Origin of the sequence: Micromonospora sp. NPDC047074 (genome assembly GCF_040643815.1) — a bacterium.
Classification (GTDB): Bacteria; Actinomycetota; Actinomycetes; order Mycobacteriales; family Micromonosporaceae; genus Micromonospora.
Window position 1 is genome coordinate 264,424 of sequence record NZ_JBEYVB010000001.1, and the last position, 13,489, is coordinate 277,912.

Consider the following 13,489-nt stretch of genomic DNA (forward strand, 5'->3'; position numbering starts at 1 on the left):
GGAGGCGGGGGCGGGTCAGTGGAGGGGGGCGAAGACCAGGGTGGCTACCAGGGCGCCCAGGACTGCGCCCGCGAGCACCTGGGGCACCGTGTGGTCGCGCAGGCGGACCCTGGACCAGCCGACGAGCGCGAGCAGCGGCGCGGTCGCCAGCAACCCCACCCCGAACGTGAGCACCAGGACGACCACGGTGCCCGCGGCCACCGCCGAGTGGATCGACATCTTCCACCAGTGGCTCACCGCCACGGCGACCACCAGGCCGACCAGCCCGGCGGCGGCCAGGGCCAGCACCGGCCGGGGCGCGCCGAGTACCGCGAGCAGGGCCAGGCCGGCGGCCACCGAGCCGAGGCCGAACAGCAGCGGGACCCGGCGCTGCTCGCGGGCCCCCACATGGTGGTCGGTCAGCCGGCCCCGGCGCACCCCGCCGACGATGTACGCGAACGGGATGCCGCTGACGAAGAGCGTGGCCAGCAGCCCCCAGGCCAGGCCGTACGCGCCGTCCCGGGCGCTGTGCCAGCCGACCGCCAGCGTCAGTGCCGACACGAGCACCGCGGGCGCGGTCAGCTCGGTGACGAAGCGGGCGAGCCGCAGGGCCGGGCCGGGTCGGGGCCCGGCCGCCGGATGAGCCCTGGGCCCACCTCCGCCTTTCGCTGCGCTCAGCGTCCCGCCTCTGGTGCAGGCAGAGCGGTCGGGCCGCCCGGGAGTGGGGAGGTCGTGGACGCGGGAGGCGCGGAGGACGCGGTGGGTGCGGGAGCCTCCGACGGCTCGGGCACCGAAGGCGATACCGAGACGGTGACCGTCGGCTCCACCGGCGTCGGTTCGTCGCTCGGGGGATCCGTCGGCGTGGGCGCCGGGCTGGGGCTCGGGCTCGGCGAGGGCTCCAGCGAGAGGCTCGGCGACGGCGAAGGACTCGGCGAAGGGCTCGGCGAGGGACTCGGCGACGGCGAAGGACTCGGGGCCGGGCTCGGCGAGGATGGTGGGGCCGGCCTGGCGCCGGGCCCGGGCCGGATCGGCACCGGAGCCGGCGGCCTCGGGTGCGCGGGCACGTCGCGCTCCGCCGGGGCCGGCGCCGCGACCACCGGCGTACGCGGGGTGGGCGCGACGGGCCACCAGACGCTCGGGGACGGGGTCGACGGGGCCGTCGACGGCTGGCTCGTCGGCGGCAGCGGAATCACCACCGGGCCCACCGACGGCGTCGGGAGGAAGGGCGTGCTGCTGTCCGGCAGGGCGGTGCTGCCGACCGTGGCGGAGCCGGTGCTGATCGCGGCGAGGATCGGCATCGACGCGGTGCCCGCGAGCAGTGCCACGGTGAACAGGTAGCCCCGGGACGGCCCGCCGAAGCCGGGCGCCCGGTGCGCGCCGACCACCCGGCGATAGCCGCCGTGGGCGCGGTGCCGGCCGAGGAAGGGAGGGGCGCTGGGACCTTCACCTGGCTCGGACACCCGCACTCCTCCTCGTTGGCACCGTCGCGCGACACGGAGACCGACCCGAAGCCCGACGACAGCCTGGGCGCGCGGAAGCGGCAAACCGCCCGACGCGGACGATCCCGCAACAATCAGCCTGGACCAGTGACGCTGTGTCAGCCAACCCTGCACAGCGTGTCGACACACCTATCTGGCCGAACGGTGACGAACCATGACCGGATCGGCCGGGAGTCGCTGCAAGGGACACCGGGAACTTCGTGCGACGAAACAGGTCACCGGCCCGACGGGGGACAGGCGCACTGTGGGCACGCTCACGTGTGATGCGAATATGGACCACGACGGCAACGCAGCCACGACCTCCGCGCACCCGCGGCAGGCACGGCTGGGCGCCGGCGCTCCCGATCCGGGTTCGGCCAAAGAATCCGGCTCATGCCGCGCGGCAACCCCCACCGGGGCTAGGCGCGGACGCCAGGAACCCGTCCGGCAGCAGCCGGGCAGGCGCACGAGTTGCGCGGCCGGGTGACCCCCCGGTGCCGACGCACACAGACAGGGAGAGACGGATGGCAAAGGGCGACCCCGGGGTCTCCAGCCGCGGCCGACGGGCCGCACCCCGGTCCAGGAAGGGCGCGACCGGCGACCCGCAGCTGGTGCAGCTGCTCACCCCGGAGGGCGAGCGGCGCGAGAGTGCGACCGGCCCGGACGGGACCGAGTACCGCGTCGACTTCACCGACGAGGAGTACCGCGGGCTCTACCGCGACCTCGTGCTGGTCCGCAAGCTCGACGCCGAGGCCACCGCGCTCCAGCGCCAGGGCGAGCTGGGCCTGTGGGCCAGCCTGCTGGGCCAGGAGGCCGCGCAGGTGGGTTCGGGACGCGCCCTGCGTACGCAGGACATGGCCTTCCCGACCTACCGCGAGCACGGCGTCCTCTACTGCCGGGGCATCGACCCGATCATGCCGCTCGGCCTGTTCCGGGGCGTCGACCAGGGCGGCTGGGACCCGAACGAGTTCAAGTTCAACATGTACACGATCGTGATCGGGGCGCAGACCCTGCACGCGACGGGCTACGCCATGGGCGTCCACATGGACGGCAAGACCGGCACCGAGGACGGCGAGGCGGTGATCGCCTACTTCGGCGACGGCGCCACCAGCCAGGGCGACGTCAACGAGTCGTTCGTCTGGGCCAGCGTCTTCAACGCCCCGCTGGTGTTCTTCTGCCAGAACAACCAGTACGCCATCTCGGAGCCGCTGGAGCGGCAGACCCGCGTCCCGCTCTACCAGCGGGCGGGCGGCTTCGGCTTCCCCGGCGTCCGGGTCGACGGCAACGACGTGCTGGCCTCGTACGCGGTGACCCGGCACGCGCTGGACAACGCCCGGCTTGGCCAGGGCCCCAGCCTGATCGAGGCCTACACCTACCGGATGGGGGCGCACACCACCTCCGACGACCCGACCCGCTACCGGATCGCCAGCGAGGTCGAGGCCTGGCAGGCCAAGGACCCGATCGCCCGGATGAAGGCGTTCCTGGAGAAGCAGCAGATCGCCGACGCGGACTTCTTCGCGGCCGTCGACGAGCAGGCGCGCACCGAGTCGGTGCACCTGCGCGAGCGGGTGCTCGCCATGCCCGACCCCGAGCCGGCGACGATGTTCGACCACGTCTACCCCCACGGGTCCCCCGAGCTCGACGAGCAGCGGGCGCAGTTCACCAGCTACCTGGAGTCGTTCGAGGGGAGCGCCCACTGATGGCCACGGAGACGCTCACCCTCGGCAAGGCCCTCAACACCGGTCTGCGCAAGGCCCTGGAGAACGACCCGAAGGTCGTCATCATGGGCGAGGACGTCGGCAAGCTCGGCGGCGTCTTCCGGATCACCGACGGCCTCCAGAAGGACTTCGGCGACCAGCGGGTGATCGACACCCCGCTCGCCGAGTCCGGCATCATCGGCACCGCGGTCGGCCTGGCCATCCGGGGCTTCCGGCCGGTCTGCGAGATCCAGTTCGACGGCTTCGTCTACCCGGCGTACGACCAGATCGTGTCGCAGGTGGCGAAGATGCACTACCGCTCGCAGGGCAAGGTCCGGATCCCGATGGTCATCCGGATTCCCTTCGGCGGTGGCATCGGCGCGGTCGAGCACCACTCGGAGTCGCCGGAGGCCTACTTCGCCCACACCGCCGGCCTCAAGGTGGTGTCCTGCGCCAACCCGCAGGACGCCTACTCGATGATCCAGCAGGCGATCGCCTCGGACGACCCGATCGTCTTCCTGGAGCCGAAGCGGCGCTACTGGGAGAAGGGCCCGGTGGAGCTGGACGCCCCGCTGGCCGACGCGTACCCGCTGCACTCGTCCCGGGTCGTCCGGCCCGGCACGGACGCCACCGTGCTGGCGTACGGGCCGATGGTCCGGACCTGCGTGGACGCGGCGACCGCCGCCGCCGAGGACGGCCGGGAGCTGGAGGTCATCGACCTGCGCACGCTCTCCCCGCTGGACCTGACCGCCGCCTACGAGTCGGTGCGGCGCACCGGCCGCTGCGTGGTCGTGCACGAGGCCCCCGGCAACCTGGGCCTGGGCTCGGAGATCGCGGCCCGGATCACCGAGGAGTGCTTCTACTCCCTGGAGTCCCCGGTGCTGCGGGTGACCGGCTTCGACACCCCCTACCCGGCGGCCCGGGTGGAGGAGGAGTACCTGCCCGACCTCGACCGGGTGCTCGACGCCGTCGACCGCACCTTCGGCTGGTGAGCGGCATGTCGCGGATCAAGGAATTCAACCTGCCCGACCTGGGCGAGGGCCTGACCGAGGGGGAGATCCTCGCCTGGCTGGTCGAGGTCGGTGACGTCATCGAGCTGAACCAGCCGATCGTCGAGGTGGAGACGGCCAAGGCGGCCGTCGAGATCCCGGCGAAGTGGGCCGGCCAGGTGCACGCGATCTTCCACCCGCAGGGGAGCACGGTCGAGGTCGGCACGCCGATCATCGCTATCGACACCGACCCGGGCGCCGGGCCGATCGAGGCGTCGACGACCGGTGCGCCGGCATCCGCCCTGCCGACCCCGTCGGCGGCGTCGCTGGCCGCGGTCGAGGTCGCGCCGGCCGAGGGCGCGGTCGAGCCGGGCCTGATCGGCGGTCCCGCCCCGGGTGGGCGTACCGCCGTGCTGGTCGGCTACGGCCCGCGGACCACGGCGGCCAAGCGGCGCCCGCGCCGGGGCGGCACCCCGCTGCCGACCCAGGCGGCTGCCCCGGTCGCGCCCGCCCCGCCGGCTCCGGCCGCCCCGCCGGCTCCGGTCGCTCCGCCGGCTCCGGTCGCTCCGGTGGTGACCGCGCCGTCGAACGGGCACGGCCCGGCCCGTGGGCCGGTGCTGGCCAAGCCGCCGGTACGCAAGCTCGCCAGGGACCTCGGCGTCGACCTGGCCACGCTGACCGGGTCGGGCCCGCTGGGCTCGATCACCCGGGAGGACGTACAGCAGGCGGCGAGCGGGGCCACGGCGGCGGCCGCGCCGGCCGCGGTGCCGGCCCCGGCCACGACGGCCGCGAGCTTCGGCGCGGACCGCGAGCAGCGCATCCCCGTCAAGGGGGTACGCAAGCTCACCGCGGAGAACATGTCCCGCTCGGCGTTCACCGCGCCGCACGTCACGGAGTTCCTCACCGTCGACGTGACCCGGGCGATGAAGGCCCTGGACCGGCTCCGCGACCGGCGGGAGTGGCGCGACGTCCGGGTCTCGCCGCTGCTGCTGGTGGCCAAGGCGGTGCTGCTGGCGGTCAAGCGCCATCCGATGGTCAACTCGACCTGGGCCGGCGACGAGATCGTGGTCAAGGAGTACGTCAACCTGGGCATCGCGGCGGCCACCGAGCGCGGGCTGATCGTGCCGAACATCAAGGACGCCGGCCGGCTCTCGCTGCGCGAGCTGGCGGACGCGATGACCGGCCTGGTGCAGACGGCCAAGGCCGGGAAGACCTCGCCGGCCGACATGTCCGGCGGCACGTTGACGATCACCAACGTCGGCGTGTTCGGAGTGGACACCGGTACGCCGATCCTGCCTCCGGGCGAGTCGGCCATCCTGGCCTTCGGCGCGGTCCGCGAGATGCCCTGGGTGCACAAGGGCAAGGTCCGGCCGCGTCAGGTCACCACGCTGGGCCTCTCCTTCGACCACCGGATCATCGACGGTGAGCTGGGCTCGAAGTTCCTGCGCGACATCGGGGACTTCCTGGCCGATCCGGAGGCGGCGCTGCTCGCCTGGACCTGACCGGTCTCGACGCCAGCTACGGCCGGTGTGCCACGGGTTAACGCCCGGCACACCGGCCGCGTCTATTCCGGAACAGAAACGTCGGTCACCCACCCCTCGAACCTTCGATCGTTAGGCTCGTGTCGCAGCTCACCTAAGAATCGATGGAAGTTGCCACTGTCTTGGTGTTCAATAGAGACATCAAGGGGTCGACAACCGAATAGCCCAGGAGGAGAGACCACCATGAGCATGATCGAGCGAATCCGCCACCGCCGCGACGCCAACCGCCGCGCCCGCGCCATCGAGCACGCGCTGCGCTCCGCCAACTCGCCCGCGGTCCGCGAAGAACTCCTCGCCATCGCCCAGCGTCACATGAGCTGACGCCCAGATCCTTTCTCACCTCCTCCAGATCGATGACCCGCCCGGTCCGCCCGGGCGGGTCATCGGCGTTTCACACCGGTTGAGACCGGGATTCCGCCTCGCAGCAGCGCCCGGTACGGTGGGCTTCGGTCGTCGCCCGCCCGGCCGGAGCGGGTCGAGTCGATAGAAGCCGCTCGAAACCATCCGACCACGTGGAGTGACGACCGCGCTCCCCGGACGCTCTCGGGCGGCCACCGGATACGGTGCGGGGAGCCGGAACTGCCGGTACACCGGCGACGCCGGCCACCCTGCCGAGCAGACCGATCGGCAGCGGCGGCCGACAGGTTATGGAGGAGGCGCACGCATGACGTCCGAGGGCACGCACCACCCCGGCCAGCAGCCGGACGAGGTGTCGCCGGGCGCCGGCGGACCGGCGCCGTACGGCGACCGCCCGGCGCAGCAGGGCAACGGTTACGGCGTCGACGCCCCCGATCTGGGCTGGGCGCCCCCGCCACCGTCCGGGCGGCCGAGCCCGCCCGCCTGGGGCGTGCAGGGCGAGCAGCAGCCGGCCCCCGCGTGGGCCGCCCAGGCACCGCAGCAGACCGACCCGGCCCAGCCCGGCCAGTGGGGGCCGGCCGGCGGGTCGCCGCAGCCGGCATGGCCGGGCGCGCAGGAGCAGGCCGGCCCCGCCTGGGCCGCCGGCGCGCAGCCGCCGCACCCCGCCCCGCCGCACCCCACCCCGCAGCCGCCGAACGCCGCCCCGGAGCAGCCCGCCTGGGGGGCGACCGAGCAGCCGTCGCCGGCCTGGGCGCAGGCCGAGCCCGCCGCCCGTGGCGCGGCCCGCGTGCCGCAGCCCGCCCCCGCTGCCCCCGCCGGACAGCCCTGGTCCGGCCAGGACGACCCCGCCGGCCCGGACGGCACCGCTCCCGACGCCCGCCCCGAGCAGGGCGACTGGGCCGCGCAGCAGGACGACCCCAACCGCTCCGGCGGCTGGCCCGGCACCGGCCAGCAGGGCGACCAGCCGCAGAGCGAGGAGTGGGCGGCCCGGGACGAGCCGGCCCGCCCCGCGCGGGGCGCCGCCTCGGTGCCCCAGCAGCCCGACGACCGGGACGCGAACGGCTGGGGCCCCGCCCAGCCCACGTCCACTCCGCCCGGCCGGGCCTCCGTCCCGGTGCCTGGCGACGGCGGCGGACCGGCGCCGTGGGGTTCCGCCACCGAGAACCCGCAGCAGCGGGCCGGCAACGCCCCCGACCACCCGGCGTTGTCCGATGTCGAGCCGTGGTCGGCCGACGAGGTGTGGGGCCGCGCGGAGGCGGGGTCGGGCGGCCAGGGAACGGCCTCCGGCGCACCGGACGAGCCCGCCCCGAACCGGGCCGGCACCGGCTGGGAGGCGGAGCGGGCCGAGGAGCCGCCCGCCTACCAGCCCGCTCCCGGCCCCGGCATCTCGCCCGGCAACGCCGTGCCGCTGCCCCCGCAGGAGCAGCGCGTGCCCGGTGCCAGCCTGGCCGCCGCCCCGCCGGCCGACTTCGCTCCGCCGGCCGCGTTCACCCCCGAGCAGCCCGGCCCGTCCGCGTACGAGCAGGAGCAGCCGGGCTGGGCCCAGGCCGGCTCCCGGCACGACGAGCCGCAGTCCCCCGCCGGGCCGGTGGTCCCCGCTCCGCGTACGTCGCCGGAGGCCGCCAATCCGGCGGCCGGCGGCGTCTCCGCGAGCGCCTCGGTGCCGCTGGCCAGCCGGGTGATGCCGCCGACCGACCAGGCCCTGCGACCGGCCGGCACGCCCGCGCCGCAGCCCCGGGTGTACGGCCGGCCGGCCAACCCGGAGCCGGCGGACGAGCCGGAGCAGGACGACCCGAACGCGGCGCACTGGCCGGACCACGCGCCGTCGCCCCGCTTCGACCAGGGCCCGGATCCCCGGTTCAACCAGGGCCCGGATCCGCGCTTCGACCAGGGCCCGCGCTTCGACCAGGGCCAGGACGACCGGTTCGGCCAGGGGCCGGATCCGCGCTTCGACCAGGGGCACGGCAGCCGGTTCGACCAGGGGCAGGACAACCGCTTCGGCCAGGGCCCGGAGTCCCGGTTCGACCAGGCGCCGGAGCCGCGCTTCGACGAGCGGGCACCGAGCGGTACGGCCGTCTTCGGCGCGGTCTCCCCCGTCGCGCCCGCCTCGCCGGCCGCGCCCCCGGCCTTCCCGCCGGGCGTGCCGTCCTTCGTCGACGCGCCGGTCAGCGACCGTCCCGTGAACGGGGTCCGGCCGCATGGCGGCGCGGAGCGCCCCGCCGACCAGTTCGGTGCTCCGGGAGCCGGCGGCGCGGCACCCGGCTACGGGCCCGCCCCGATGGCCGAGCCCTCGCCGGGCGGCGCGTTCCCGGCGGCGTTCCCGCCGCCCCCGCAGCAGTCCGGTCCCTCCTGGGACCAGGGTGCCCCGGAGCCGGACCAGAACCGGTTCGACTCGTTCAAGCCGATCGCCGAGCCGAAGACCGAGGCGCCCACGCCGAAGGTACGCAACGGCCGGGTGCTCGCGGCGGTGCTCGTCGCGGCGGTGCTCATCCTCGCGGTGCCGCTGGGCCTGCTCATGCTGCTCGGCAAGTTCGGCGGCGGGGACGAGACCCCGGCGTTCGACCCGGCGGTCGGTAGCTGCGTCAAGCAGTCGGGCGAGGGCGCGACGGCGGTGGGATGCGGCGAGGCCGGCGCCTTCACCGTGGTCTCCAAGGTGGACGCCAAGGACAAGTGCGCCGACCCGACCCAGCCGCACGTGGTGCTCCAGGGCGGCGGGGCGAACCGGGTGCTCTGCCTCAAGCCGGCAGGTCAGTAGCCACTCACGACGGCGGGGTCACGGGAGACCGTGGCCCCGCCGTCGTGCTACCCGCTTCGCGCCGGTGCCCGGCTAGCGGCGGTTGGCCCTCGTGACCAGGTACCAGACCAGGCCGCCGATGAGCGCGACGGACGTGACGAGACAGCACAGCGTGGCGATGTGCCACGGCCTGATCGCACCCATGGCCCGCACGATAGCGGTACCGCCACCGTTCGATTGCCCCGCTTGCCGGCAGCGTGCGGGTGGCCGCCTCGGTTCAGCGCCCCCGCATGCGGTCGCTGATCAGGAAGATCCGGGGGTGGGAGTAGCCCGGCCAGCGAGGATCGGTGTCGCCGAGATGCTTCGCTATCGTGACCCGGACCTGCGGCTCCACGACGCCGCCCTGGACGGCGTCGAACTCGGCCACCAGCTCGTCGAGGTCGTCCGCCACCGCCTCGTTCTCCTCGCGGAGGCAGACGTGGACGATGATCTCATCCGCCCTGGCCTCGACGCTGACGCCGAGGACCTCGGGACCGATGAGGCCCTGGGACGCTTCGAGGACGAAGAGGCTGGCGTAGTTCTCCCATTCGAGACGCGGACCCGCCCCCGGGCCGAGCCGGACCAGCGGGTAGCGCTCAGCCTGCTCCACGCGGGCATCGTGTCACGCCGCGATCCGGGCATGGCCCCTGCCCGGTGCCTGGCCCGCTCTATCTAGCCAGTCTCGGGTGGTCGGTGGTGGTGCGGCGGGACGGCGGTCAGGCCAGCTCGGCGACCCGGGCGACGAACGCCCGCCAGGCGGCCGGCGCGAAGACGAGGGCCGGGCCGGCCGGGTCTTTCGAGTCGCGGACGCCCACCGCGCCGGGCAGATTGTCGGCGACCTCGACACAGTTGCCGCCGTTGCCGCCGCTCTTCGTGCTCTTGCGCCACCGCGCGCCGGTCATGTCCATGATCTGGCCGCTTCTCTCAGGAGATCCAGGGTCCGCCCGCGCGGAAGCGCCTCCCCGCGAATGCGCTCCCAACGTCGTTCAAGGCTAACAAGGTCCGATGTCTGGTCCAGATCTGCGCCCGCGTCGGGCGGTTTGGTCAGGCCCGTTCGGCGACCTGGGCGCCCGCCCACAGTTCCTCGAAGTGCTCCACATAGCGGTCAAACGCACCGCCGGCATTTCTGCGCCGCAAGTGCAGAGTCACCGAGTCCTGGCCTAGACCCGCGCCGATGTGAGTTGCCACGATCGCCTCACTGTCGAAGACCCAAACCGACATCGCAATGTGGCGGTCGGTCAGACGGGTTGGCAGTGCCTCTGGCGACTTGGCGATCTCGGCCTGCGTCATGGCAATGCGCGTGGCGAGGGTCAGCGGGGTGTCCTCGATGCGTTCGCGGTTCGCGGTGACCGAGCTAGCCGGATCACCCAGCAGAAACCGGATGTCGGCGCCTTCACGCGCCTTCGCGCCTAGCCTGGCGGCAGCGTTTGATACTTCCAGCCATACGAAGTAGCTGGTGTATCCACCAAACCACAGCCGTGAACGCGCCTGCGTAATCAACTCACCGAACAAAGAGCGTGGGAGGTCGGATCGGCGCGGGTACACGCCCACGATCTCACGGTCTGCTCCTACCTTCACCGCACGGCGAACAACGTCAGGCCACAGCACATCTACATCTTTACCTAGGACTGAGGCAACTCGCACCCGCGATCGAGGGTGAGGAAGGCGACCACGGCTGATCCACCGCTCAACCGTCTTCGCGTCCACGTTGCACTTAACGGCAAGGTCAGCGACAGTGAGGCCCGCCACGGTCAGGGCCTCGCGCAGCGCTTCGTTCCTGGGCATCCCCTGGGGACCTTTCCTAGACGTCCCTCGATGGCCTCATTGCGGCGGTTCAACCGTCCGCAACCCGATGGAAGCGTTGCGTAGTAGATGGCACGCGCCGGTGGAGGCACCGAAGCCCGCCGGTCGTGCTGCCAGGGAGGGGCCGTCGTCCGTTGGCATCCCGGCGGCCCCTCTTCCTACGCCGACCGAGGGGAGCACCGTGCCCGACGACCAGCCGAAACCCGCCCCGCAGCCCGCGCCGAAGAGCAACACGCCGCCGGCCCGCCCGATCGTGCCCGGTCCGATCGGGCCCTTCGTCCCGCCGTACCGGGGGCCGGGGCGAGTGAACAACGTCGCCCCCGCCTCGCGCTGGGACCATGGGCGGAACGGGGGCCGGTGGTGAAGCTGAAGGCCGGCGACGTCGTGCACCTGACCCACGCCGCGTCCCCGCAGTTCGTGAACCCGATCCTCGTCCGCGTGATCCGTGAGCTTCCCGAGCGGCACACGTACGACGGGTGGCTGTGGTTCGAGGGCTACCAACTCGACGCCCACGGCGCCGCCGTCGCGAAACGCGAGTTGTACGTCCGGCGCGAGGGGGTGCGCTGGCGTCAGACCGTGCCCGAGCGACCCACGACCACCCCGTCCGTACGCCGGCCGCAGCCACGTACTCCCGCGAGGGTCGGCTGATGAAGCCCCGGCGCATCCTCCCGCACCAGCCGTCCCGGCCCACCTGGCGCTGCCAGTCATGCGGCATCGCCTGGCCCTGCTCGGCGGCGAAGCTGAGGCTCCTCGGCGAGTACCGCGAGAACCGGAAGGGCCTGATGGTCTACCTGGAGACGCTGCGGGCCGAGGCAGCGGAGCACCTGGCCGAGCAGGACGGCCACCCGCCGGTTGACCTGGACCGACGCTTCGTGCGCTGGGCGACGCCCGTCCTGTAGCCGGCACCCGGGCCGCCCGCCCCGGGCCGTTGCGACCCCCGTCGCAGCGGAGCGGGGCGGGCTTGCGGAGCCGCCTGTCGTCCGGGTCACGACACCCGGCCCGGCCCGGGGCGACGTGGCAGGCTGACAGACATGGGAACGACACCGCGCGTACGTGCCCCCGAACTGCGGGGCCGGCAGTGGCTCAACACGGGTGGACAGAGCCTGACGTTGCAGGATCTCCGGGGCCGGATAGCCGTTCTGGACTTCTGGACCTTCTGCTGCATCAACTGCCTGCACGTGCTCGACGAGCTGCGCCCGCTGGAGGAGAAGTACGGCGACGTGCTCGTCGTGATCGGCGTGCACTCGCCGAAGTTCGAGCACGAGAAGGACCCGGACGCGCTGGCCGCCGCGGTGGAGCGGTACGGCGTCCACCACCCCGTGCTCGACGACCCCGAGCTGGGCATGTGGCAGCAGTACGCGGCCCGCGCCTGGCCGACCCTGTCGGTGATCGACCCCGAGGGCTACGTGGTGGCGACGATGGCCGGCGAGGGTCACGCCGAAGGGCTGGCCCGCCTGATCGACGACCTGATCGCCACCCACGAGGCGAAGGGCACCCTGCGCCGGGGCGACGGCCCGTACGTGCCGCCCGCCGAGCCGGAGACCACGCTGCGCTTCCCCGGCAAGGCGGTGCTGCTGGAGAACGGCAACCTGCTGGTGTCGGACTCGGCCCGGCACTCCCTGGCCGAGCTGGCCCCGGACGGCGAGACCCTGGTCCGCCGGATCGGCACGGGCAGCCGGGGCCGCGCCGACGGTCCCGCCGGGGCGGCCACCTTCTCCGAGCCGCAGGGGCTGTGCCTGCTGCCCGCGCACACCGCCGAGGTGGCCGGCTACGACCTGGTCGTCGCCGACACCGTCAACCACCTGCTGCGCGGCGTACGCCTGGCGGACGGTGAGGTCATCACCGTCGCCGGCACCGGCCGGCAGTGGCGGGCCACGGTCGACGACCACGCGCACGACGCGCTCTCGGTCGACCTCTCCTCCCCCTGGGACCTGGCCTGGTACGACGACAAGGTCGTCATCGCCATGGCCGGCATCCACCAGCTCTGGTGGTTCGACCCGGTGAAGCGCACCGCCGGCATGTACGCGGGCACCACCGTCGAGGCCCTGCGCGACGGCCTGCTGGCCGAGGCGTGGATGGCGCAGCCGTCGGGCCTCTCCGTCTCCGCCGACGGCGCCCGGCTCTGGATCGCCGACAGCGAGACCAGCGCGATCCGGTACGTCGAGAACGACGTCATGGGCACCGCCGTCGGGCAGGGCCTCTTCGACTTCGGCCACGTCGACGGGCCGGCGTCGGAGGCGTTGCTCCAGCACCCGCTGGGGGTGTGCGCGCTGCCGGACGGCTCGGTGCTGGTAGCCGACACGTACAACGGGGCGGTCCGCCGCTTCGATCCGGAGAGCGACCGGGTCTCCACGGTCGCCGACGGGCTCGCCGAGCCGAGCGACCTGGTGCTCACCCCGGCCGGCGAGGTGCTGGTGGTGGAGTCGGCCGCCCACCGGCTGACCCGGCTGGCGCCGGGCGCCCTCTCGGCGGCCGGCGCCCGCACCGTCGACGGCCCCCGGCACCGCACCGAACGCAAGCCCACCGACGTGCCGGCCGGCGAGGTGACCCTGGACGTCGTCTTCACCCCCGCACCGGGGCAGAAACTCGACGAGACGTACGGCCCGTCGACGCGACTGGTCGTGTCCGCGTCCCCGCCCGAGCTGCTGCTGGAGGGGGCCGGCGCCGGCACGGACCTGTCCCGCCGGCTGGTGGTGAACGGCGACGTGCCCGGGGGCGTGCTCCAGGTGACCGCCCAGGCGGCGACCTGCGACGCGGACGTCGAGCACGCGGCCTGCCACCTGACCCGCCAGGACTGGGGCGTACCGGTCCGGGTGGCCGACGGCGCCACGGCCCGGCTGCCCCTGGTGCTCCGCGGCCTCGACACCTGACG

The 13,489-nt window shown here is 73.8% G+C and carries 13 protein-coding genes and 1 pseudogene; 9 read left to right on the top strand and 5 right to left on the bottom strand.

Annotation, left to right across the window (positions count from 1 at the left end; all coding sequences use genetic code 11):
* Positions 1-15: 15 nt before the first annotated feature.
* A complete protein-coding gene (locus tag ABZ809_RS01300; RefSeq protein ID WP_357560320.1) occupies positions 16-540 on the bottom strand; it encodes a phosphatase PAP2 family protein in 525 nt (174 codons plus the stop codon).
* A gap of 171 nt (positions 541-711) precedes the next feature.
* On the opposite strand from ABZ809_RS01300, the gene ABZ809_RS01305 reads away from it, so the two are divergent.
* The 6 genes from ABZ809_RS01305 (at position 712) to ABZ809_RS01330 (ending at position 8,796) form a co-directional block, all read left to right on the top strand.
* On the top strand, positions 712-1,317 hold the full coding sequence (locus tag ABZ809_RS01305) for a hypothetical protein (RefSeq protein ID WP_357560321.1): 606 nt from the start codon (positions 712-714) through the stop codon (positions 1,315-1,317).
* A 664-nt stretch (positions 1,318-1,981) separates the two neighbouring features.
* Entirely contained in the window at positions 1,982-3,157 is a 1,176-nt protein-coding gene (gene pdhA / locus ABZ809_RS01310; protein WP_357560322.1) for a pyruvate dehydrogenase (acetyl-transferring) E1 component subunit alpha, read from the top strand.
* A complete protein-coding gene (locus ABZ809_RS01315) occupies positions 3,157-4,146 on the top strand; it encodes an alpha-ketoacid dehydrogenase subunit beta (protein ID WP_357560323.1) in 990 nt (329 codons plus the stop codon). Before pdhA ends, ABZ809_RS01315 begins: the two co-directional genes overlap by 1 nt.
* 5 nt (positions 4,147-4,151) lie before the next feature.
* A complete protein-coding gene (locus ABZ809_RS01320; protein ID WP_357560803.1) occupies positions 4,152-5,645 on the top strand; it encodes a dihydrolipoamide acetyltransferase family protein in 1,494 nt (497 codons plus the stop codon).
* A 222-nt stretch (positions 5,646-5,867) separates the two neighbouring features.
* A complete protein-coding gene (locus ABZ809_RS01325) occupies positions 5,868-6,005 on the top strand; it encodes a hypothetical protein (RefSeq protein ID WP_357560324.1) in 138 nt (45 codons plus the stop codon).
* A 343-nt stretch (positions 6,006-6,348) separates the two neighbouring features.
* On the top strand, positions 6,349-8,796 hold the full coding sequence (locus ABZ809_RS01330) for a hypothetical protein (protein WP_357560325.1): 2,448 nt from the start codon (positions 6,349-6,351) through the stop codon (positions 8,794-8,796).
* Between the two features lie 256 nt (positions 8,797-9,052).
* Here the strand turns inward: ABZ809_RS01330 and ABZ809_RS01335 are convergent, their stop codons facing one another.
* From ABZ809_RS01335 to ABZ809_RS01350, 4 genes and pseudogenes are all read right to left on the bottom strand, one after another.
* Entirely contained in the window at positions 9,053-9,424 is a 372-nt protein-coding gene (locus tag ABZ809_RS01335) for a hypothetical protein (RefSeq protein WP_357560326.1), read from the bottom strand.
* Positions 9,425-9,530: 106 nt separating this feature from the next.
* Positions 9,531-9,722 carry a DUF397 domain-containing protein gene (locus ABZ809_RS01340; RefSeq protein ID WP_357560327.1) on the bottom strand — a complete coding sequence of 64 codons (192 nt, stop codon included), beginning with the start codon at positions 9,720-9,722 and terminating at the stop codon, positions 9,531-9,533.
* Positions 9,713-9,832 (bottom strand): annotated as a pseudogene (locus ABZ809_RS01345) (XRE family transcriptional regulator); the annotation flags it as partial. The gene ABZ809_RS01340 and the pseudogene ABZ809_RS01345, both read right to left, overlap by 10 nt.
* Before the next feature lie 26 nt (positions 9,833-9,858).
* A complete protein-coding gene (locus ABZ809_RS01350) occupies positions 9,859-10,365 on the bottom strand; it encodes an XRE family transcriptional regulator (RefSeq protein ID WP_357560328.1) in 507 nt (168 codons plus the stop codon).
* A gap of 612 nt (positions 10,366-10,977) precedes the next feature.
* On the opposite strand from ABZ809_RS01350, the gene ABZ809_RS01355 reads away from it, so the two are divergent.
* The 3 genes from ABZ809_RS01355 (at position 10,978) to ABZ809_RS01365 (ending at position 13,487) form a co-directional block, all read left to right on the top strand.
* The gene (locus ABZ809_RS01355) at positions 10,978-11,265 is read left to right on the top strand and encodes a hypothetical protein (protein WP_357560804.1); all 288 of its coding nucleotides are present in this window, start codon (positions 10,978-10,980) and stop codon (positions 11,263-11,265) included.
* Positions 11,265-11,516: a flavin reductase gene (locus ABZ809_RS01360; protein ID WP_357560329.1), complete on the top strand. Its 252-nt coding sequence runs from the start codon at positions 11,265-11,267 to the stop codon at positions 11,514-11,516. The genes ABZ809_RS01355 and ABZ809_RS01360 overlap by 1 nt, the downstream gene beginning before the upstream one ends.
* 132 nt (positions 11,517-11,648) lie before the next feature.
* On the top strand, positions 11,649-13,487 hold the full coding sequence (locus ABZ809_RS01365; RefSeq protein WP_357560330.1) for an NHL domain-containing thioredoxin family protein: 1,839 nt from the start codon (positions 11,649-11,651) through the stop codon (positions 13,485-13,487).
* Positions 13,488-13,489: the final 2 nt, after the last annotated feature.